The sequence below is a fragment of the Bacillus sp. PK3-067 genome (genome assembly GCF_056738645.1).
This window is the reverse complement of record NZ_CP096490.1, coordinates 4,973,858-4,995,658: the sequence shown is the minus strand read 5'-3', so window position 1 is coordinate 4,995,658 and position 21,801 is coordinate 4,973,858. Positions and strand designations below refer to the sequence as shown.

Sequence of the window (21,801 nt, the reverse complement as noted above, 5' to 3'; positions counted from 1 at the left end):
TGTTTAACTTGCTTTATCCAAGTCTCTTTTAAAACGTGGTTTCTCTAAATAAGTTCCCAGTCTCCACACATATTCCACTGGCCCCATTCGGTATTTCTGGAGCCAATAGGTGCTAACGAATAATTGAATTGTATAAATTCCGATGGTTAAAAGAATACCGAAGAAATAGCCGATTTTCCCGTATAAGCCAAATCCATATGCGTAAAAAATGGTTGTTGCGATAATAGATTGCGCTAAGTAATTACTAACGGACATTTTCCCCATGTTCGCCATGTATGTTAGTAGACGGGTTGCTTTTTTGTAATGGAATAATAAGATGATTGTGCTTCCGTAAAAGAAGGTCATAGTTACTGGTGTAAGGCCATCTTGTAACATAATTAAAACCGGGTGTTTTATGAACATAGCTAAGATTTTAATTGTAAAAGAGAAGAGACCGGTGGCAAACCATATTTTTTTGACAGCAGGTATATGTTTACTGACCTCAAATAGCCAGCCTTTTTTCCCTACATACATTCCGAGTAGGAACAGTGGAGACATAAAAATTATTGCGAAAACTGATATGAAAAATAATCCGAATGCACCGTCAATTCCCATGTAATCAAAAGGATTTTCAGTCAATCTAAAGTTGACGTGATCCATATAGCTTCCAGTTTGATGGACTTTATGTTCTTTTTCAGTATAAGGTGCGAAATCATTTATATTTGTAGATGGATCAGTTTGATAAGACATAAGTGTAATAAGTGCGAGTAGAATAATCGCCCAAATAAGCAAAGTTTTCGGTTTTCGATTGATGAATATCATTAAAAAAATCCCGATTATTCCGTATGCAAATAAAATATCTCCCTCCCAAACAAAAGTGCCGTGAATGTAGCCGAGTAGTAAAAGAATGATAATACGTCTTATGTATGTGGGGAAGAATTTTTTTCCTTTTGTGATAATACTTTTTTGTAACAAAATAATGCTAAGCCCAAATAGAAAAGAAAATAGGGATATAAAGTTATGTGTGCCGAAAAATTGAATAAACCAATTAGCACCTTTATCAAGATCGCCAAATAGATAAGTTGGTTTTTCACTGGTGAAGAACCCAAATTGAATTAATGTCATATTGACTAGTAAAATGCCAAACAAAGCAAAACCACGAATTGCATCAACAGCTTCTACACGTTGATTCATTTTTCCTCTCCTCGTATATTCGTTTTTACATTGAAAATAATACCATTTTATATCTGGCACTATGTCAAATATGAGGAAATTTAAGGTGATTTTAAGATAGAGAGCAAACAAAAAAATCACCTTAATACATGTATTAAGGTGATTGAAATATTACTCAGCTGGAGGCGTAAATGTACGTTTCTCTAATTCAGCATCTAGCATAAACAGTGCGTTTGAATCGCTTGTAATACGTTTTAATTTTTGAATGATGCTATCGAATGAAGCTTCTTCTTCAACTTGTTCGTCAACGAACCATTTTAAGAATGTAATTGTTGCATGTTCACGTTCGTCCCAAGCGATATCAGATAAGTTGTAAATACGTTTCGTTACTTCACGCTCGTGCTCAAGTGCGACTTCAAAAGCGTTTAATACAGATTCGTATTCGTTATTCGGATTATCAAATCCAGTAATAATAGCGCGCTCTCCGCGGTCATTAATATAGTTGTAAAGCTTCATTGCGTGGAAACGTTCTTCTTCAGCTTGTACAAGGAAAAAGTTAGCAAATCCATCATAGCTCTCAGCTGTACAGTAAGCAGCCATTGCCATATAAGCATGGGCAGAGTAAAATTCAAAGTTCATTTGTTCATTTAATGCGTCGTGCAATTTTTTTGATAACATAAAATCCCCCTTAGTATTGTGACAAGAATATTATACCATAATTGATAATATTCTCATTTAGATACTTCGAACCTTTTTGAAAGCTTTGCGACGTGTGCGTCCATAATGTCTTGTAAGTCTAAATCATATTTTTGCGAAAGAATAATAAGGTTAGATAGTACATCGCCAAGTTCTTCTTTTAGTTCTTGTTTTAGCTCTTCTTCTGTTTTCGCATCTTCATCAGGGCGATCGCGGCCAATTTCAATAGCACGAACGACTCGTGAAACTTCCCCAACTTCCTCGGTTAAGAAATTTAAGCGAATAAAGGCATTATACTGTGACCAGCTTCGTTTTTCGTAAAATTCCTCAACCCATCTTTGAAATGCAACGATATCCATTTCTTCCTCATCTCCTCAATATGTTGTACAATGTCAATTGTATCATAACAATATATAGTTTCGGGGTGTAGGAATGAGAAAGATTTGTGTGTTTGCAGGTTCTAATTTAGGGGAGAGACCAGAATTCAAAGAGCAGGCAATTCAGTTAGGTAAAATGTTTGTTGAGAACGAGTATGAGCTTGTATACGGTGGTTCATGCGTTGGATTAATGGGAGAAGTAGCAAACGAAGTTCTTCGTTTAGGTGGACGTGTAACAGGTGTTATGCCGCGCGGTCTATTCCGAGGAGAAATTGTGCATACAGGATTAACAGAATTAATTGAAGTAGAGACGATGCATGAACGTAAAGCGAAAATGGCAGAGCTTGCAGATGCTTTTATTGCGCTTCCAGGCGGATACGGAACGTTTGAAGAACTATTTGAAGTTGTATGTTGGTCGCAAATTGGTATACATAATAAGCCAGTTGGTTTATTAAACATAAAAGATTTTTACGGACCAATTTTGCAAATGGTTGAACGTGCAGCAGAAGAAGGATTTATGAATCCATCAAATAAAGAATTGATCGTTTCAGCTGAGACAGCAGATAAACTAATTCATGCAATCCAAAATTATGAGCGTCCTGTTTTGGGAACGAAGTGGAAGCAACTATCATAGCAAATACGGAAACACATGTCGTTTTAATTTAAGATGGCATGTGTTTTTAATTTGGTTAAATATGTTAATGTTTAGATGTAATGTTTTGGGGAAAGGAGAAATAGATGGAGGAGTTCGTATATTTACGTCCGGTTTTTAAAAGTATTTTAGCAGCGTCTATTCTTGTTATGCTAATTGTTTTGAGACAGAAGAAAGAGTTGATTAATGAATTTTCGCTTTGGTTTATCTCGGTATTGTGTATCGGTGTTTCAGCGATAACGTTGTTTATGTCCGGATTTATCGTTGATGAGTATAATCTAGGTGGAGATCCACAATCGTTTTGTATGTTTATTGCGATTGGTTGTATTAGTGGTCTGAATTTCATTATTTATTACAGAAGGCAATAAAAGAGGCATTCCATATTACTTTGGAATGCCTTTATCATTTTGATTGCTTTGTTTTTTATACAGGTACCAGCCACCCCAGCCCCCACCAATTGCTACGACAACGAGGAAAGCATAGTCCTTAACCTCGACACGTATATTGAAAATATTAGCTATAAGTAAGAGAATCCCAACTGTTATTAACGCAAAAAATGCTCTAATTAAGTAGTCTTTCAACTGAACCACTCCCGTCATTTAAGTAGTAAATGATGAATTTGGAAAAGCTAAAGGGTGTTTCCTATATTTTAACATAGATGAGATTGTAATATATTGATAAAAGTAGGGGAGAGGGGCGCTGATATTGTCGTGATTTGTCGGCAAATTGATATCCTTTGTCAAATCGTTGATATATTGCGGGTAATGATCGATATAATGAAAAAATCGTTGATATATTGCGAGTTATGATCGATATATTTGAAAAATCGTTGATATAATTTCGTGTACCGTTAAGTGCGACCATTACATAAAAAAGCGACTCTAAACGAGCCGCTTCCGCTTTTAATGATATCCAGCTCCAGCGGCTAGAACAGTCGGTTGTTTCACTCCTTCATTCGAGGCAAAAAGCGCCTCGTAATCAGGAGTTCCAACACCCTCCTGTTCTGAACGAGCCGCTTCCGCTTTAAAGTAATATCCAACTCCAGCGGCTAGAATCTCCGGTCATTTCGCTCTCTCGCTCGAAGCAAAAAGCGCTTCAAGGTCGAGAGCTCCAATGCCCTGCGATTCTGAGCGAGCCGCTTCCGCTTTTAATTATTATTGATTCAAGAACGCACGTAGCATCCAAGCGTGTTTTTCTAGTTCTGTGTAGATGCCTAGTAGTAGGTCAGATGTCATTTCATCGTCAGAGTCTTGAGCGATTTCCATGCCTTTTTTCAGTTCGACTAGCATCATTTCGTAGTCTTTCATGATTGCTTCGACCATCCCTTCTGCAGTTTCTCCGTATGCTGCTTCTTGAATAGAAGATAGTTCTAAGTATTCTTTCATTGTTGCTACTGGTTTGCCGCCAATTGCTAAAATACGTTCTGCAATTTCATCGATGTGAGTAGCTGATTCTGTGTAAAGTTCTTCGAATTTCTCGTGTAATGTGAAGAATTGAGGTCCTTTTACGTACCAATGGAAGTTGTGAAGTTTTGTGAATAAAACGCTCCAGTCTGCTACTTGTTTGTTTAATACTTCGATTACTTGTTTTTTCATTATGATCAATCTCCTTTTGAGTTGTTATGTGATATCAATTACTAATTTATAATCATTATAATCTAGTAATCTCTATAAATCAACCCTTTTGCTGGAATTAATTTGAACAAATTATGAACTGTTGTAAATAAAAGGCCCTATTACGGTGAAGTAATAGGACCTTTGTTTGAGATATGGCTCTTGTTCTAAACGAGCCGCTTGTGCTTTTAGTGATATCCAGCTCCGGTGACTAGACCAGTCGGTCATTTCGCTCTCTCGCTCGAAGCAAAAAGCGCTTCAAGGTCGAGAGCTTGAAGTGTCCTGCGATTCTGAACGAGCCGCTTCCGCTTTAAATGATATCCAGCTCCAGCGGCTAGAACAGTCGGTTGTTTCACTCCTTCATTCGAGGCAAAAAGCGCCTCGTAATCAGGAGTTCCAACACCCTCCTGTTCTGAACGAGCCGCTTCCGCTTTAAATGATATCCAGCTCCAGCGGCTAGAACAGTCGGTTGTTTCACTCCTTCATTCGAGGCAAAAAGCGCCTCGTAATCAGGAGTTCCAACACCCTCCTGTTCTGAACGAGCCGCTTCCGCTTTAAATGATATCCAGCTCCAGCGGCTAGAACAGTCGGTTGTTTCACTCCTTCATTCGAGGCAAAAAGCGCCTCGTAATCAGGAGTTCCAACACCCTCCTGTTCTGAACGAGCCACTTCCGCTTTTATTTGTTAAACGGCCTTTTGTTTTTCTTCTACATCCTGCCCATCCCAGCACTCTGTATTTTTTAAGCCAGGGATAGAGTTTGCAACGAAGACAGGATCTTTTCCTTGTTTCTTTTGCTTCAAATAGTCTACTAATGCAGCGTAAGCAAATTTGCTAAGGAATGAGATGGCAATTAAGTTTGTGAATACCATTAGTCCCATGAATAAATCAGCTAAACTCCAAACTGTTTTAAGAGCAGCGATTGATCCGAAGAATACCATTCCGACAACTGCAACACGATAAATCATTAACCATGTTTTGCTTTCTTTAATGAATGCGATATTTGTTTCACCATAATAGTAGTTTCCTAGAAGTGAACTGAAAGCGAATAGGAAAATAATAATTGCTAAGAAGGTGCTTGCCCACGGTCCAATTTGTGAACTTAATGCGTTTTGTGTTAATTCGATACCTTCTAAATTTGATCCTTTGTAAAGTCCAGAACATAATACGATAAATGCTGTTGATGTACATACTAAGAATGTATCTACGAAAACGCCTAACGCTTGAACAAGCCCTTGTTTTACAGGGTGAGATACATCAGATGTTGCTGCTGCATTAGGAGAGCTACCCATTCCCGCTTCTGTAGCGAATAAACCGCGCTGAATTCCGAACTTGATTGCTGCTCCAATACCACCAGCGATGGCTTGGTCTAAACCGAATGCACCGTTAAAGATTTCCATGAAAATGCTTGGTAACATACTGAAGTTGTTAATAACGACAAAAATAGCCACGCCGATATAAACGATTGCCATTGGCGGAACAATCATTTCTGTAATACGTGAAATGCTCTTAATGCCACCAAAAATAATAACTGCAACTAATAAGGCTAATAGAGCTCCTACGATTGTTCGCTCTAGTCCAAAAGCATTTTCAAACGCTATTGTTACTGTATTTGCTTGCACTGAATTGAAAATTAATCCGTACGCAACTGTAATAAGAAGTGAAAACCAGACGCCCATCCAGCGTTTGTTTAACCCTTTTTCCATGTAATATGCTGGTCCACCACGGAACCTACTTCCATCTTTTACTTTATAAATTTGCGCAAGTGTACATTCTACAAAACTAGTAGCTGCTCCGATAATTGCGATAAACCACATCCAAAATATTGCGCCAGGTCCACCCATTGAAATTGCTAATGCTACACCAGCTAAGTTTCCGATACCGATACGTGCTGCTGCACTTAAGCAAAATGCTTGGAATGGTGAGATGCTATCTTTCTTTTTTTCTTTTCGATTAAACCCTTTACTAATTAAGCTGACCATCTCACTGAAATGAGTAATTTGGACAAATTTTAATTTAAAAGAGAAGTAAAGACCGAAGCCGATTAGCATTGCAATAAGAATATATGACCATAAAATATTATTCGTTACCTCAAGGAATCTGCTAAAGATATCAACCATATAATACACTTCCTTTTTTTCATAATAAGAAAATTATATGCAAAAAATATACGAGAATCAATTTTTCTAAAAAATTATGTTACTTAAATCATTTTTGTGTTATGATTATGTTACATCGTAATATTTTTAGAATTATTTACATTTTAAAAAACTAAATTTAAAGCGAGAAGGTGGGGATAATTTGAAAGAAAATTCTTTATGGAAAGTAAGCCTTGAGAGTTTGAAAATGAGAAGTAATATATTTTTTATCATTACATCTTTAAGTATCTTTTTAGGGTCCACTTATTATTACAATAAAAGATTTCCAAATCACAAATATCCTGAGTGGTTAGAATTTCTAAAGTTGATTGGATGAATAAAAGACAGAAAAACAGAAAATTAAAATAAATAAGTTATGGAGGAGCTAAAAATGAATATTAGAGAAAGTGAACTTCCAGGTATTGGTTATAAGTTTCAAATCGTTACGAAAGGTAACGAAAAGATGGTAATTGTCATTCATGATGATGGTCGTAGAGAAATGTATCATTTTGATTCAGATCATGAAGAAAGCATCTCAAGTATTTCGCTACGTGACTCAGAGGCGAGACAAATCGCTGCAATATTAGGTGGAATGGTATATAAGCCTAGGGCGTTAGAAAATGTTGAGATGGTTTTTGAAGGTTTAGCGATTGAGTGGTTCAAAGTGGAGAATACAGCTCCAGCAATCGGAAAAACAATTGGCGATCTTGAAATAAGAAAAACATATAGCGTAACAATAATTGCGGTTATGAAGAAGAACATGAAGAAGTTATTTAATCCAGGACCAGAAACAGTAATTGAAGAAGGAGATATGCTTGTAGTTTCAGGTGAGAGAGAAGAAATTAAAAAAATCATTAATGAATTACTTTCAAATAGGGGGGACTGATTAGATGGATACGTTAATTTTTGAAGTTGGTACAGCTTTAGTTTTAGTGGCAATTGCAGCAGTAATTGCTGGAAAATTTAAATTCTCAGTAATTCCTTTTCTAATCGTTCTTGGAATGTTAGTAGGACCGCATGCACCGACAATAGGTGTTATCGATCTCAAATTTATTGAAAGTGCAAGTGTAATTTCCTTCCTTGGACGGATTGGGGTTCTATTCCTTCTATTCTATCTAGGATTAGAATTTTCAATGAAAAAACTAATTAAATCTGGACGCTCTATTGCGATTGGCGGAACGATTTATATTTTAATTAACTTTTCACTTGGTTTGTTATACGGATTTATAATGGGATTCCCATTACTAGAAATCTTAATTATTGCGGGTATTATTACGATTTCTTCTAGCGCTATCGTTGCTAAAGTGTTAGTGGACTTAAGAAGAACTGGTAATAATGAAACCGAATTAATTTTAGGAATTATTATGTTTGAAGATATATTCCTTGCTGTATATTTATCAGTTGTTTCTGGTTTAGTACTTGGAGATCACGCTTCCTTCTTAGGTGCCCTTACTTCAATTGGAATTGCTTTAGGATATATGCTTCTATTCTTTATAGTAGCTAGAAAGGCTACGCCGTTATTAAATAAATTGCTCAATATTAGCTCAGATGAAATCTTTATTATTGTAGTATTTGCTTCATTATTCTTCATTGCTGGTTTTTCAGAAACAATTCACGTTGCAGAAGCAATTGGAGCACTTCTTCTAGGATTAGTTTTCTCTGAGACAGAGCATAGTGACCGAATTGAACATCTTGTTGTTCCATTTAGAGACTTTTTCGGAGCTATTTTCTTCTTCAGCTTCGGGTTAAGTATTGATCCGTTCTCATTAGGCGGAGCGATATGGTTAACGTTAGGTGCTGTCCTTCTTACGATAATCGGTAACTTTGTAGCAGGAATGATTGCAGGAAGACAAGCTGGATTATCTCATAAAGCATCAACAAATATCGGATTAACAATCGTTTCAAGAGGAGAGTTCTCCATCATTATGGCTAATATCGGTATCGCCGGTGGTTTAATGTCAGTACTGAAACCATTCTCAGCACTATACGTGCTTATACTATCCATTTTAGGCCCACTTTTGACAAAAGAGTCGAAGAATGTATATAAATTCTTAAATAAAATCTTTAAGTGGGATACGAAGACTAACTAAACTAAATTTTTAAAAATAAAAGTACAAGATATTTCCTGCTTGTACTTTCATTTTTGTAATGAAAACAGTAAAGAGAGGTACATGATGTTAGGAGAGTTGATCCATTCGGTTTTAGTTTTTTTAGAAGGACTTGGTTATTGGGGAATTATGCTTGGATTAATGCTAGAGGTTATTCCAAGTGAAATCGTATTGTCTTATGCAGGTTATTTAGTATCAACAGGAAGCATTACATTTTGGGGCGCTGTCGCGTTCGGTACAATTGGTGGTGTAATTGCACAACTATTCATTTATTGGATTGGTCGATATGGAGGAAGACCTGTTCTTGAGCGATATGGAAAATATATTTTAATTCAGAAGAAACATATTGATTATGCTGAAGATTGGTTTAATCGTTATGGAACTGGCGTTATCTTTACCGCACGTTTTATTCCGGTTGTGCGGCATGCTATTTCGATACCAGCGGGTATTGCGAAAATGTCACATGCTAAGTTTATTACGCTAACTACATTAGCTGTTATTCCGTGGTCAATTGTGTTTGTATATTTAGGTTTTAAATTAGGAACAGAGTGGGAAAGTATTAATAAAGTTGCGGGGCCATATGTGAAATACTTTGCACTTGCTGCTATTGTTTGTGCAATTGGTTATTTTGTATTAAAAAAAATGATGAAAAAAAAGTGATTACAGAAAAGGAATCTATGTCGACGTAGATTCCTTTTTTATTGGCATTTTTTCAAGGATGAAAGAATACGTTTAATATTTACCATATTGTGGCATACATATAGAAAAAGGGTGCTTGGAAAGGGGAATAAAGAGAAATGGAACTCCAGTTTCAAAATGTATATCAACAGGTAGAGAATTGGTATGTGTTGGATTCGGAGCTTCCTTGGGATGTCAAAAAGTTGAGAGAGGATTTGTTTTCTCTTATTGGAGTATGTAAAACGCCCGTTATTTTTTGTGATACGTGTGATGCAAATGATGTGCTTCTATCATTAGGGGAAGAGGAAGAAGAGTTCCTATTCCCAGTAGGTGGTTTTTATCATAAAGAAAAGCAATTAATTTTCGTTTGTATGTGGGAAGAGTATGATCAAGTTCTCAAAACGCTACTGCATGAATTCCGCCATGCGATGCAGCATAAGAGAGATATATTGTATGTGGGAAGTGAACGGTACGAAGAGCGGTGGATTGAAAAAGATGCGAGGAAGTTCGCGGAGAGGAAATTAGATGAATATAAGAGTAGAAAGTTAATGTAAAGCATAGTGGAGAAATAGCGCTGTGCTTTTTGCACTTATTAAAAATAAGTATTTGACTTTTATTAAGTTTAGTTCTAAACTAATGATATGAAACAAGCGAGGTGATGAAATGAAAACAGAAGATAGACTAGGGCTACTATTATGGTTTCGTTTGTCACGCTTTTATAATAAGAGTATTCGTGAGACGAATCAGCATTTGAAAAAATGGAATATATCTGCCGCCCAGTTTGATGTGTTAGCTCAAATTGGAGGACATAATCGTTTAACGCAGCAAGAACTTGGAAATAAGCTATTTGTTACGAAAGGAAATGTAACGTAGCTTTTAAATAAAATGGAGCAGCTTGAGTGGATTTTGCGTGAACAAGAGGGTACTACGAAATATATTTCTTTAACAGAAAAGGGAAGAGCTTTATATGAGGAAATCGTCCCACCTCAAGAAACGTTCCAAGCAGAGAAGTTTCATAATTTAAATATAGAGGAACAAAAGCAGTTATTAACACTATTAAAAAAGTTACAGTAAGAAAAAATTTTAAAATAAATCTCGAATTCGAGATAGTATGAGGTGAAGGATATGTTTAGAAAAGTTGATCATAAAAATATGGGCAGAGCAAATCATGGTTGGTTAAATACACATTTTCATTTTTCTTTTGCCAATTACTATAATCCAAATAACATGAACTTCGGAGCGTTACGTGTTATTAATGATGATCTAGTAGCGGCGCAAACTGGTTTTGATATGCATCCGCACCGTGATATGGAGATTATTTCTTACGTTGTAGATGGTGCTTTAACACATGAAGACAGCATGGGAAATCGCGGAACAATTGAGCGTGGACATGTTCAATATATGAGTGCTGGCACGGGTGTATTTCATAGCGAGCATAATTTAGGCGATGAAACGCTGCGTTTATTACAAATTTGGATTTTACCAGACCGCGCAGATCATAAACCAAACTATGGTGAGTTTAAATTTGATTGGAGCAAGCGTGAAGATGAATGGTTCCATATGGTATCTTCAGTAGAAGGAAATGCACCAATTCAAATTCACCAAGATGCGAATTTATATTCTTTATCATTAGAGGCTGGAAAAGAAATTCATTTTCCAGTGAAAGAAGGCCGTCAATTGTACCTTGTACAAATTGAAGGAAGCAGTGTAATAAATGGTGAAACGTTTGTTATGCGGGATGCAGCAGAATCTGTAGAAGAAGATATTCACATTCAAGCGAAAGAGCAATCACACTATTTAGCAATTGAATTGAAAAAACAATAAAAGGTTTATAGAAAAGAGGACATCCGATAGATGTCCTCTTTTTTTGATTAGAATTGTCTGAAAAATGTTTCTCAAATTTTAGGTAGAGGTATCAGCTGGGAAAATAAGAATTGTATAAAAGTGTCAAAAATCTTTATGGGAATGGGGAATGTTATAGTGAAAAAGCAAGTCATTTCATCAGCATTAGCGTTAACTGTTATCGCCGGGGGATTTGGAGCGTTTGGGGCAACGACAACGAAAGCGGAAGAACAAAAAATTCAATATCATCAAGAATTTAAAACACCTGCATACATAGGTGAAGAATGGAAAGCACCGGAAGGACTAGATAAAAAAGAGACAGTCTTTCAATACTTAGAGAGTAAGAAAGATATGTTTAAATTAGCAGGAAATATTGAAAAGCATTTTAATATCGTTGGGGAAGAAAAAGACGCTGAATCTGATACGACACATGTGAAGCTAGTTGAGAAACATAATAACATTCCTGTGTACGGTTCTGATCAAACTGTTACACTTGATAAAGAGAATAATGTAAAAGCATTCTTCGGACAAGTTATTCCGAATTTAGATGATAAAAATATTCCTGCAGCTGCAAGCATTACTGCGGAACAAGCAGAAACAATTGCAAAGGCAGATATTGAGAAAGAAATTGGTAAAGTAAAGAGTTATGATGGTGTGAAAAAAGATTTATTTGTATATGAAAAAGACGGTAATTACTACCTTGCATACTTAGTTAAGGCATCGATTTCAAAACCAGCTCCAGGGTATTGGCATTATTTTGTTGATGCAACGAATGGAAATGTTATTGAGAAATATAACGCTGTAGATAACATTACTGGATTTGGTTACGGAGTATTAGGTGCTAGACAATCATTTGAAATTGCTCAAGATACGAAAACAGGACAATTCAACTTGTTTGATGGTAAACGAGGACAAGGTGTTCATACATTTGATGCAGAAAATATGGACGAGAACTGGTTTAATTTATTCTCACAATGGCTTGGATATACAGGAGAAGAAGTTGAAAGTAAATCTAAGTTCTTCGAAGATAAAGCTGCAGTTGATGCGCATGTAAATGCAGGAAAAGTATATGATTACTACAAAAAGACATTTAATCGTAACTCTTTCGATGATAAAGGTGCGAAGCTTATTTCAACTGTTCACGTAGGGGAGAGCTGGAATAACGCAGCTTGGAATGGTGTGCAAATGATGTATGGTGATGGCGATGGAAAAACATTCATTCCATTATCTGCTGGACTTGATGTTATCGGTCACGAATTAACGCATGCTGTAACTGAACATACAGCAAACCTTGTTTACAAAAATGAGTCAGGGGCGTTAAATGAATCGTTATCTGATATTATGGGTGTTATGGTTGAGAAGAAGAGCTGGGATTTAGGTGCTGATATTTATACACCTGATAAACCTGGTGATGCACTTCGCTCTCTTAAAGACCCAGCGTCTATTCCAAATCCATTAAAACCAAGTGAAGGTTACCCAGATCACTATAGTAAACGTTATACTGGAACAGCTGATAATGGCGGTGTTCATATTAACAGCAGTATTAACAATAAAGCTGCATATTTAGTATCTGAAGGCGGAGATCATTACGGCGTGAAAGTAACTGGAGTGGGCCGTGAAGCGACAGAAAAAATTTACTACCGTGCTCTTACGAAATATTTAACTGCAAACTCTGACTTCAAAATGATGCGTCAAGCTGCTCTTCAGTCAGCTGAAGATTTATATGGTAAAAACTCTAAAGCTGTACAAGCTGTAACGAAAGCTTATGATGCAGTAGGTGTAAAATAATAAGAGAAAAGACCTGACATCCTAGTCAGGTCTTTTCTTTATCCCGCTATCCGCAAATGATGAAATTTCCACTTTATTTAGTCGCGAATGCCTAATGCGATTTTCGCCATACGTGACATACGTTCTTTCGACCACGGTGGATTCCAAACGACATTTACTTCTATTTCATTAACTTCAGGTACGTTTGTTGATAATACTTTTTTAACGTCTGATACGATTTGCCCAGCCATTGGACAACCGATAGAAGTCATAGTCATCGTAATGACAGCATTATTATTTTCATCTGCTGTAACATCATAAACTAATCCAAGATTAACGATATCAACACCTAGTTCAGGGTCAATAACAGCCTCTAAATTGGCAAGTAATTTATTTTCAAATGCTTCTTGTGACATAAGCAGCCCCTCCTACACTTTAATGATATCGATTCTCATTATAACGGAAATGAGCATAATGTGCAGGAAATGAGCTCAAAAAAATATCCCTCTTTCAAAGAAGGGATATTTTTTGAACATCTATTCTGTTTTAAAATGAGATACGAGTTGATCTAACTCTTCAACTGTTTGTTTCATTTTTCTAGCAGTTACTGTCATTTCATTCATAACAATAACTTTCTGTTCAGCAGATTGTGCCGTTGCGGCAGTTTCGCTCGATACTTCAGTAGAGATAGAAGCGATGTTATTAAGTGAAGCGTTCATTTCTTCAGCACTTGCAGCCATTTCTTCAGCAGTTGCTGATATATCTTGCATTTGAGTAGATACTTTATTTACTTGTTCTACAATTGTTGAGAAAGAAGTACCAGCTTCACGAATAACATTAATGCCTTCAAATGCTTCAGAACGGCCTTGAGACATCATAGAGCTAGCAGTTTCTGTATCATTTTGAATTTGATGTAGTAATTGATTAATGTCTGTTGCAGCTGTTTTAGATTGTTCAGCAAGTTTTCGAACTTCGTCAGCTACGACAGCAAATCCTTTTCCTTGCTCACCAGCACGAGCTGCCTCAATAGAAGCATTTAAAGCAAGTAAGTTTGTTTGCTCAGCAATATTAGAAATAGATTGTACAGCAGTATCAATATATTTCGTATGAGTGATTAGACGTTCAACCACTTCTGACGTAGCATTTACAGCTTCGTGTATTGTTGTCATTTGTGAAACAGATTTTTGGATAACGGTACTGCCATCGCTAGCATGTTCAGATGTGGCAACAGCAAGTTCCGCTACAGATGAAGCAGATTCAGCAATGCGCTGAACACTTACTGCCATATCATCCATTGCAGTTGAACTTTCTTCCATACTAGAAGTTTGTGATTGAATACTTGCATTTAAGTTGGACATCGAGCTTTGGACTCTTAATGTCGCCTCACGTGATGTATTCGTTTTTTCTAGCATATTTTCAGAAGCGGTTTGTACTTCCACTGATGTTTTTTGAACACGATTAATAATATGTTGTAGGTTTTCTAACATTTTATTAAATGATGTTGCGATAGCACCTATTTCATCGTTGCTATTTACTTGTAGACGTGCCGTTAAGTCACCTTCTTGAGAGGCCAATTCTTTTAGTTTCGTGTCAATTTGTTGAATTGGTTTCACCAGTTTACCAGAGAACCACCATGCAAGAATAATTGCAACGATAATACATACAACAAGTGATAAGAAAATAACATATTCGATTAAGAGTGCAGATTGATCAATTTTTTCAATAGATTGTTCACGTAATTTAGCTTGTTCATTACTGTAATTTGTGAAGTCACCAATTACTTTATAGACCGTTCCGTTTTCTGAAGAAGCTACTTGTAAAGCTTCTTCCCATTTTTGTTCTTTTGCAAGAGTGAATACTTTTTCTTCAATGAACTTTCTCCAAGTAGACCCTAATTCCATTGTGCTTTTTACGGACGAAGAAAGATTTGGATTAGAAAGAAGTTTATCTTTTGAATCCTCAAGACGTTTACTCATCTCATTAAACTTGTCTAATTCGACTTGATCATGTTGTAGTAAATAACCTCTTAAAGCAGAGAGCTGTACTTGATAAGCGTCTCCACGCTCTTTCAATTCTGTTGCCAGTGGAGAAATTTCTTTTTGTAATGTTTCAGCTTTACGAGATTGGTCGATAGCAAAAAATAAAATAAATGCTAAGGCGACACCAAATAAAGCGCAAATCGTTCCCATCATGAACATAAGTTTTTTTCTGATACTTACAAAATTCATATAATTAAAAGCCTCCTTTGTGAAATCTTAGTATTAGAATTAATAAATGTAAAAAATTGAAAGAAAGCTTTACTCCAGTTGGAATAAAGCTTTCTTATTTCCTTTAGGAATTATAGCAGACGGAATGAGAGATAGAAAGAGATATTTTAAAGTGAAAAAAGAGAGACTGTAAAACTTTCATTCCTATACCTTTGAGCTCGTGTCATTTTCACTTTAAGCGTTTGTTTTGAAATGAGAGACGAGAACTTCAAGTTCTTGTACGATTGTTTTCATTTCAGATGATTTGTTAGCCACGATACTCATTTTGTTTACTTGATCACCAGCCGAATGCGCTGTTTGTGATGTTTCTGCAGCAACTTCGTTTGAAATAGAAGCGATATTATTTAAAGCTGCGTTCATTTCTTCAGAGCTTGCAGCCATCTCTTCAGCAGTTGCAGACATTTCTTGCATTTGTGTAGAGACTTTGTTAATGTGGTTAACAATTTCTGAGAATGAAGATCCGGCGGTACGAATAACCGTAATTCCTTCAGAAGCTTCTGCTTGACCTTGTGTCATCATATCATTTGCTATTTTTGTATCAGCTTGAATTTGATGAAGTAAATGGTTAATGTCAGTTGCGGCTAGTTGAGATTGTTCAGCAAGTTTTCGAACTTCATCGGCAACAACAGCGAATCCTTTGCCGTGTTCACCAGCACGAGCTGCTTCAATAGAAGCATTTAAAGCGAGCAAATTTGTTTGCTCAGCGATATTCGAAATAGATTGAAGTGCAGTATCAATATGATTTGTATGTGTAATGAGTCGCTCAACTACTTGTGATGTAGCGTTAACAGCTTCGTTAATTGTATGCATTTGTGTAATAGATTTCTCAATGACTTTATTCCCATCATCTGCTTTTTCTGAAGTTGTGACAGCTAAACTAGTAACAGAAGAGGCGGACTCAGCGATACGCTGAACACTCGTTGCCATGTCATCCATTGCGGTTGAACTTTCTTCAATGCTAGAAACTTGTGAACGAATATTGTGTTCAAGAGCATTCATAGTTTCTTGGGTTCTTGCGGTATTTTCCATAGAAGCGGTTGTTTCGATAAATACATTTTCGGAAGCTTCTTTTACACTTGTTGATGTTTGTTGAACTTGTTTTATTATATGCTGTAAGTTAGTGAGCATTTGATTAAAGGAATTTGCAATGTCACCAATTTCATCTTTACTTGTTACGTGTAATCTAGCCGTTAAATCTCCGTCTTGAGAAGCTAATTCTTTTAACTTCTCATCAATTTGTCGAATTGGTTTAACGAGTTTACCAGAGAACCACCATGCTAATAAGATAGACGTTAATGTACATGTAATAAGTGAGAAGAAAATAATATATTGAATAAGTGATGAAGAAGACTCGACATCAGCAATTAATGCGTCACGTTTCTCATTCTCTTCATTTGTATATTTATTAAAACGACCTAAAAGATCATTTACATAATCTGTTTGTGATAAAGCAATTTTGGATGCTTCGTCCCATTTTCCTTCACGCGCAAGAGGTAGTACCTCATTATCTATGACGCTACGCCATTTTCCACCCATTAAAATAGCTTCTTTCATTCCTTCTGGGAGCTTCTTGTCACTTGTTACTTTCTCTCTAGTATCAGCTAATTTTTTCCCTTCTCGATTGAACTTATCTAATCCTTTTTGATCATGTGATAGCAAATATTCTTGTAAACCAGCAACTTGTGCTTGGAACCAATCGCCACGTTCTTTTAAAATCGTCGCTCTTTTTGATACATCATTTTTTAACGTTTCGATTTCACTTGCTTGATTCATGGCGAATGAAAGAATAACAATAAGAGCAATACTAAATAAAGAAGAAATGCTTAAGAGTGTGAACAGTAGTTTTTTTCGAATACTAACATATTTCATCGTTACCCCTACCCTCATTTAAACTGTTTATTATGATTTATAGATATTTAAAACGAAATTAATAAAAACATTATTATGAAGTTATTAATCTGTTCAATGAAAATTATAGCAGATAATGGAAGGAGTCAGATTAGTATTAGAAAAAGTTCTTAAAATGTATACATTTGCATATCATAAAATTCATAAATAAATATTAGAAATGCTATTGAAATTTGAAATGACATCATGTATACTTCTAATTAGTTGATAACGATTATCAGTATCAACTAAAAACATTACTCTTCGTTATGTTGGTCATACCCCTTTTTGACGACGTAAGTCAGAGACGAAATGTTGAAATATCTTGTGTCCTATTCTACAGAATTATGGTAATCTCCAACCTCAACTTATATGCGTGAGCATGCAAAAAGGATCCTATCCGTGAAGGGATCCTTTTTTGCATGCTGTCGCAATTATTGTATATAGACCAGGGATACGTTCTTCGATTCCTTCTGGTGCAGTAGAAGGAAAGACCCATCTTTGATGAGATCCATGTTCTTCAACTAGTTTTTCGATTTTAAAACGTTCTTCCGCAAGTGTTGTAATGATTTCTCCTAGCGTCCAGCGACGGATGGTTGTTTTAGGTAGCGATTCTTTCTGTGCTTCTGTAAGAAGGATGCTATAAGCAACATCATCTTCAATTAATTCTTCATCGAAATAATTTCCATTGGCCTGAAATGATGGGTGGTCGACTCCTAATAATTTCGTGTAAACAGGATGATAGTCACGAAGGATAAGCATTCCATCTCGCTTAAGTAAAGTAGCAATTTTTTGAAAGAGTGGTTTTAAATCTAGAAAGTAATGGAGTACACCAAGTTCCAGCAATACGATATCAAATGATTCGGAGAGCTGCACATTTAATACATCAGAAACGACATACTGGATAGAGACACCTGCTGCGTCCGCAAGTTCATTTGCATATTTTGCATTACTTGCTGAAATATCAACAACTGTTACGTCAGAGCCTAAAAGGGCAAGTGCGACAGCTTTATTTCCTTTTGAGCCGAGTAAGTTAATAATACGTTTTCCTTTTGGAGATTGTATATAAGGTAAATAATGTGCTACTTCGCGTGTGGGATCTTCCATAATTTTTTTCGCATAATCCTCCGGTGCCCCATGGCGATTCGTCCAAGCTTCATAAGCAGCTGTATTCCAGCTTTTTTCATTTATAGCGCTTAGTTGTTTTTGGTTCAATGTTATCACTCCTTTTGTGAACGTATAGGTATTCTGCGGGAGGATGGGATTTCCTTTTCGTTCTAGATAAAAGTTTGATTTTTCTGTGATTAAGTCGTACAATACTTGTTATACGTAAAAGCGTTGAAAAGGAAAAGTAGGATGAACACATTCTTTCCAGAGAGCTTCGGTAGCTGAGAAGAAGCAAGAATATTCATTTGAACAATGGCCTTTGAGCTTCGTCCTGAACTTATCAAATGATAATAGTAGGCGGCGACGAGAGTTGGTACTCGTTATCAAAACCACAGTATAAGAGCATAGAGCTCCGTACTTGTTAAGGCTAATTATGTGAGTGATTGGCGAAATAAGGTGGTACCGCGACTGTTTATACAGCCCCGCCCTTATCTTTTTTAAGATAGGGGCGGGGCTTTTTATATTTTAAAGGAGGAATGTAAGATGAGTATTTTTATTGGGGGCGCTTGGCCGTATGCGAATGGTTCATTACATCTTGGTCATATTGCGAGTTTATTACCTGGAGATATTTTAGCACGTTATTACCGGTCAAAAGGTGAGAATGTGCTGTATGTTTCAGGAAGTGATTGTAATGGAACACCGATTGCAATTAGGGCAAAACAAGAAGGTGTGACGGCGAAGGAAATTGCTGATCAGTATCATGAAGAGTTCCAGCGATGTTTTCGTAGCCTTGGTTTTACTTATGATTGCTATACACGTACAGATAGTGAGCACCATCATGAAACGGTTCAAAATGTTTTTTTACGTTTATTAGAAGAAGGACATATTTATAAAAAAATAGTGGAACAAGCGTATTGTGAAACGTGTACGCAGTTTTTACCGGATCGTTATGTAGAAGGAATATGTCCACATTGCCATGAAGCAGCAAGAGGAGATCAATGCGATGCGTGTTCTGCTATTTTAGATCCACTCGATTTGTTAGAAAAGAAATGTAAGTTATGTGGTAGTACACCATCTGTACAGGAAACAGAGCATTTCTATTTCGCATTGCATACATTTCAGGAGCAAATTAAAAGGGCTGTAGAAATTGCCAAGCAAACAGGGACATGGCGCGACAATGCGATTCAACTAACAGAGAGATATGTAAAGGAAGGATTACTAGATAGGGCCGTATCACGTGATTTACCAATTGGGGTACCAATTCCAGTAGAAGGGTATGAAGATAAGAAAATTTACGTATGGATTGAAGCAGTGACAGGCTATTATTCAGCGAGTAAACATTGGGCTGAAGAAACAGGGAAAGATGATCAAGAGTTTTGGGATAGCGAAGCGAAAACATATTATGTGCACGGAAAGGATAATATTCCGTTTCATTCCGTCATTTGGCCAGCGGTATTACTTGGAATAGGGGAGGAAGCAATCCCGCGTCATATCGTTTCGAATGAATATTTAACAGTTGAAAAAAGAAAATTATCTACAAGTAAAAACTGGGCAGTATGGGTGCCTGACATATTAGAACGCTATGATCCAGATTCTATTCGTTACTTTTTAACCGTCAACGCACCAGAAAATCGCGATACTGATTTTTCATGGCGGGAATTTATTTACAGTCATAATAGTGAATTATTAGGTGCATACGGGAACTTTGTGAACCGGACATTAAAGTTTATCGAAAAATATTATGGTGGTATCGTGCCGAAGGGAAGTATTGAGGTAGAGCTGAAAGATAAAGTAGAAGGATTATATAAGCGTGTAGGAGAGGCGATTGAGCAAACTAAATTTAAGGTGGCGCTAGAAACAATATTTGATGCAGTACGTTTTGCAAATAAATACTTTGATGAAAAGCAGCCTTGGAAACAAAGAGAAGATGATCCAGTTTCATGTGAAGAAACGATTTATAACTGTGTGTATCTTATCGCTAATTTTGCAAATCTCCTTGAACCGTTTTTACCATTTTCAAGTGAAAGAGTTCGAAACACATTGTCGATTGTGAAACGAAATTGGGAACCGCAAAATACGTTGCCAAGTAGAATTGATAGCGTACAGCCATTATTTGAGCGAATCGATGTAAAACAAATTGAGCATGAGATAGAGAAGATGTATGGAGCGGTAAAATGAGATAGAGAAAAAGACCTTTCAAGTAAATGAAAGGTCTTTTGTTATGCAGTATGATTCTCTTTCTTATCTTTCAAAAAGAAAAGTACAGCAAGGATTACAAGAATAATAGCTGCAATATCATACGTTATTTTAAATGTAGTATTAAAGTTTAAGTACTCTACGAAAGGAGTTTTCACTGCTCCTGCATATATACAAACGGGAATGAGAAGTAAATCGTAAAATTTCTTTTCTTTCATATATCTTATTAGGAAGAAGATACACATAATAGCAAAAAATACGATGCTTAAAATAGTCATTTATACCTCCAGATAAATTTACTTATTTTAATTGCAGTTATATCTTTTATATAAATTCTGTATTTTTTCAAGCGCTATGCACGCGATTTTGTTTCCTTTCTTTCCTAGCCGTAAGCAGCTTAGGAGTGAAGATCCCAACTAATATGAAAATAATTCCAATCCACTGCATGAACGTTACGACTTCATGTACAAGTGTAATAGAAGCAATAATAGCAGTTGGTAATTCAGCTGCACCTAATATTGTACCAAGCCCTGTTCCAACCTTTGGTACACCGATTGAAAAACAAATGACAGGTACAACAACGCCGAATAATCCGAGGAAGAAAGCATATTTCCATAGACCGGCTTGCAAAGCACCGTCTGTTAAAAAGGTTGGCGGAAAGAATAGGCATACGATAAGAGTAGCGCTTGTTGTCATAAGGAAGCTTTTCGTATAAGGCGGAACATCCGTAGCGACGCGCCCGCTTGCAAAAACATAGAATGAAAAAGAGACAGCAGCTAATAGTCCAAAGATAATCCCTTTCGTAGAAAAACTTTGTCCGAGGCCTTCAGATACACCACCTGCAAACAATGTACCAGCAAATAAAATAAGGATAGATATAATCTTATCGCGGCTTGGAAATGTTCGATTTGCAATTGCTTCGATAATGACACCAATCCAAGTGAACTGAAAGAGTAGGACGACAGCGATAGATGCGGGTAGTTCTTCTACAGAAATAGCGTAGAAAATCCCGGTCATACTCATTGTTGTTCCGACGGTTAGTAAGGAAAAGAATTGTTTTTTTGTTACTTTATGACGTGAAAAGAAAAGAACGAGTAGAAATAGTCCAATCCATCCGAAGACATATTGTCCCCCTAATAGTTGATGTGCTGAAAATCCATTTATGAATCCGAGTTTGAAAATAGTTGAAAGTATGCCATAGCTGCAAGCACCGAATAAAACGAGCAATGAATATTTAAACTTTTCCATAAAAAATCCTCCTTTTAAGTAATAAAAAACGCCCGCTATCCAAATAAGGATAACGGGCGAACGAAACAGAGTCAT

General features: G+C 36.4%; 21 protein-coding genes, 1 pseudogene and 1 other annotated feature. Of the genes and pseudogenes, 10 read left to right on the top strand and 12 right to left on the bottom strand.

Translation table 11 applies throughout. The annotated features are described in order from the left end of the window. Positions 1 to 3 precede the first annotated feature (3 nt). The 3 genes from M1D73_RS25865 to M1D73_RS25855 form a co-directional block, all read right to left on the bottom strand. Positions 4 to 1,173 (bottom strand): DUF418 domain-containing protein, encoded by a 1,170-nt coding sequence (locus tag M1D73_RS25865; protein ID WP_001076361.1) that lies wholly within the window; start codon positions 1,171 to 1,173, stop codon positions 4 to 6. Positions 1,174 to 1,323: 150 nt separating this feature from the next. Next, positions 1,324 to 1,830, bottom strand: coding sequence for a ferritin (locus tag M1D73_RS25860; protein WP_000949403.1), 507 nt, complete (start codon positions 1,828 to 1,830; stop codon positions 1,324 to 1,326). A gap of 53 nt (positions 1,831 to 1,883) precedes the next feature. Continuing rightward, positions 1,884 to 2,207, bottom strand: a complete 324-nt coding sequence (locus M1D73_RS25855) for a MazG nucleotide pyrophosphohydrolase domain-containing protein (RefSeq protein ID WP_000355744.1) — start codon at positions 2,205 to 2,207, stop codon at positions 1,884 to 1,886. Between the two features lie 73 nt (positions 2,208 to 2,280). Here M1D73_RS25855 and M1D73_RS25850 point away from each other — a divergent pair, with 73 nt between their 5' ends. Together M1D73_RS25850 and M1D73_RS25845 are read left to right on the top strand one after the other, a co-directional pair. Continuing rightward, positions 2,281 to 2,859: an LOG family protein gene (locus M1D73_RS25850; RefSeq protein WP_001225754.1), complete on the top strand. Its 579-nt coding sequence runs from the start codon at positions 2,281 to 2,283 to the stop codon at positions 2,857 to 2,859. Between the two features lie 104 nt (positions 2,860 to 2,963). Continuing rightward, positions 2,964 to 3,245 carry a hypothetical protein gene (locus M1D73_RS25845; RefSeq protein ID WP_000390910.1) on the top strand — a complete coding sequence of 94 codons (282 nt, stop codon included), beginning with the start codon at positions 2,964 to 2,966 and terminating at the stop codon, positions 3,243 to 3,245. A 15-nt stretch (positions 3,246 to 3,260) separates the two neighbouring features. On the opposite strand, the gene M1D73_RS25840 is transcribed toward M1D73_RS25845, so the two are convergent. The 3 genes from M1D73_RS25840 to M1D73_RS25830 form a co-directional block, all read right to left on the bottom strand. Continuing rightward, positions 3,261 to 3,458 carry a hypothetical protein gene (locus M1D73_RS25840; RefSeq protein WP_000656312.1) on the bottom strand — a complete coding sequence of 66 codons (198 nt, stop codon included), beginning with the start codon at positions 3,456 to 3,458 and terminating at the stop codon, positions 3,261 to 3,263. A gap of 573 nt (positions 3,459 to 4,031) precedes the next feature. After that, positions 4,032 to 4,472: a Dps family protein gene (locus M1D73_RS25835; RefSeq protein WP_000745085.1), complete on the bottom strand. Its 441-nt coding sequence runs from the start codon at positions 4,470 to 4,472 to the stop codon at positions 4,032 to 4,034. 702 nt (positions 4,473 to 5,174) lie between these two features. Beyond that, positions 5,175 to 6,608 carry an alanine/glycine:cation symporter family protein gene (locus M1D73_RS25830; RefSeq protein WP_000227591.1) on the bottom strand — a complete coding sequence of 478 codons (1,434 nt, stop codon included), beginning with the start codon at positions 6,606 to 6,608 and terminating at the stop codon, positions 5,175 to 5,177. A gap of 409 nt (positions 6,609 to 7,017) precedes the next feature. On the opposite strand from M1D73_RS25830, the gene M1D73_RS25825 reads away from it, so the two are divergent. The 7 genes and pseudogenes from M1D73_RS25825 to nprB all read left to right on the top strand — a co-directional run bounded on the left by M1D73_RS25825 (position 7,018) and on the right by nprB (position 13,042). Continuing rightward, positions 7,018 to 7,512, top strand: coding sequence for a cation:proton antiporter regulatory subunit (locus tag M1D73_RS25825; RefSeq protein ID WP_001026075.1), 495 nt, complete (start codon positions 7,018 to 7,020; stop codon positions 7,510 to 7,512). Between the two features lie 4 nt (positions 7,513 to 7,516). After that, positions 7,517 to 8,716, top strand: coding sequence for a cation:proton antiporter (locus M1D73_RS25820; RefSeq protein WP_000380223.1), 1,200 nt, complete (start codon positions 7,517 to 7,519; stop codon positions 8,714 to 8,716). 84 nt (positions 8,717 to 8,800) lie between these two features. Next, positions 8,801 to 9,394, top strand: a complete 594-nt coding sequence (uptA, locus tag M1D73_RS25815) for an undecaprenyl phosphate transporter UptA (RefSeq protein WP_000900214.1) — start codon at positions 8,801 to 8,803, stop codon at positions 9,392 to 9,394. A 137-nt stretch (positions 9,395 to 9,531) separates the two neighbouring features. Then, positions 9,532 to 9,966 (top strand): DUF3920 family protein, encoded by a 435-nt coding sequence (locus M1D73_RS25810; RefSeq protein ID WP_000422806.1) that lies wholly within the window; start codon positions 9,532 to 9,534, stop codon positions 9,964 to 9,966. A 109-nt stretch (positions 9,967 to 10,075) separates the two neighbouring features. Next, a pseudogene (locus M1D73_RS25805) lies at positions 10,076 to 10,486 on the top strand (MarR family winged helix-turn-helix transcriptional regulator). A 51-nt stretch (positions 10,487 to 10,537) separates the two neighbouring features. Further along, positions 10,538 to 11,236, top strand: coding sequence for a pirin family protein (locus M1D73_RS25800; protein WP_000488927.1), 699 nt, complete (start codon positions 10,538 to 10,540; stop codon positions 11,234 to 11,236). Between the two features lie 156 nt (positions 11,237 to 11,392). Then, a complete protein-coding gene (gene nprB / locus M1D73_RS25795; protein WP_000745123.1) occupies positions 11,393 to 13,042 on the top strand; it encodes a neutral protease NprB in 1,650 nt (549 codons plus the stop codon). A gap of 77 nt (positions 13,043 to 13,119) precedes the next feature. Here nprB and M1D73_RS25790 read toward each other — a convergent pair whose 3' ends face one another. The 4 genes from M1D73_RS25790 to M1D73_RS25775 form a co-directional block, all read right to left on the bottom strand. Next, positions 13,120 to 13,437 carry a metal-sulfur cluster assembly factor gene (locus tag M1D73_RS25790; RefSeq protein ID WP_000076422.1) on the bottom strand — a complete coding sequence of 106 codons (318 nt, stop codon included), beginning with the start codon at positions 13,435 to 13,437 and terminating at the stop codon, positions 13,120 to 13,122. A gap of 120 nt (positions 13,438 to 13,557) precedes the next feature. Further along, positions 13,558 to 15,249 carry a methyl-accepting chemotaxis protein gene (locus tag M1D73_RS25785; RefSeq protein ID WP_001012209.1) on the bottom strand — a complete coding sequence of 564 codons (1,692 nt, stop codon included), beginning with the start codon at positions 15,247 to 15,249 and terminating at the stop codon, positions 13,558 to 13,560. Between the two features lie 213 nt (positions 15,250 to 15,462). Beyond that, the gene (locus M1D73_RS25780) at positions 15,463 to 17,157 is read right to left on the bottom strand and encodes a methyl-accepting chemotaxis protein (protein ID WP_000878446.1); all 1,695 of its coding nucleotides are present in this window, start codon (positions 17,155 to 17,157) and stop codon (positions 15,463 to 15,465) included. A 414-nt stretch (positions 17,158 to 17,571) separates the two neighbouring features. Next, the gene (locus M1D73_RS25775; RefSeq protein WP_001072216.1) at positions 17,572 to 18,390 is read right to left on the bottom strand and encodes a class I SAM-dependent methyltransferase; all 819 of its coding nucleotides are present in this window, start codon (positions 18,388 to 18,390) and stop codon (positions 17,572 to 17,574) included. 114 nt (positions 18,391 to 18,504) lie between these two features. Next, positions 18,505 to 18,775, top strand: a binding site (T-box leader). A gap of 50 nt (positions 18,776 to 18,825) precedes the next feature. On the opposite strand from M1D73_RS25775, the gene metG reads away from it, so the two are divergent. Next, positions 18,826 to 20,460, top strand: a complete 1,635-nt coding sequence (gene metG / locus M1D73_RS25770; protein WP_121868602.1) for a methionine--tRNA ligase — start codon at positions 18,826 to 18,828, stop codon at positions 20,458 to 20,460. 41 nt (positions 20,461 to 20,501) lie between these two features. Here the strand turns inward: metG and M1D73_RS25765 are convergent, their stop codons facing one another. Continuing rightward, positions 20,502 to 20,756, bottom strand: a complete 255-nt coding sequence (locus M1D73_RS25765) for a hypothetical protein (protein ID WP_000154129.1) — start codon at positions 20,754 to 20,756, stop codon at positions 20,502 to 20,504. A gap of 67 nt (positions 20,757 to 20,823) precedes the next feature. After that, complete coding sequence (locus M1D73_RS25760; protein ID WP_121868603.1) at positions 20,824 to 21,726, bottom strand: EamA family transporter; 903 nt, start codon at positions 21,724 to 21,726, stop codon at positions 20,824 to 20,826. Between the last annotated feature and the right edge of the window lie 75 nt (positions 21,727 to 21,801).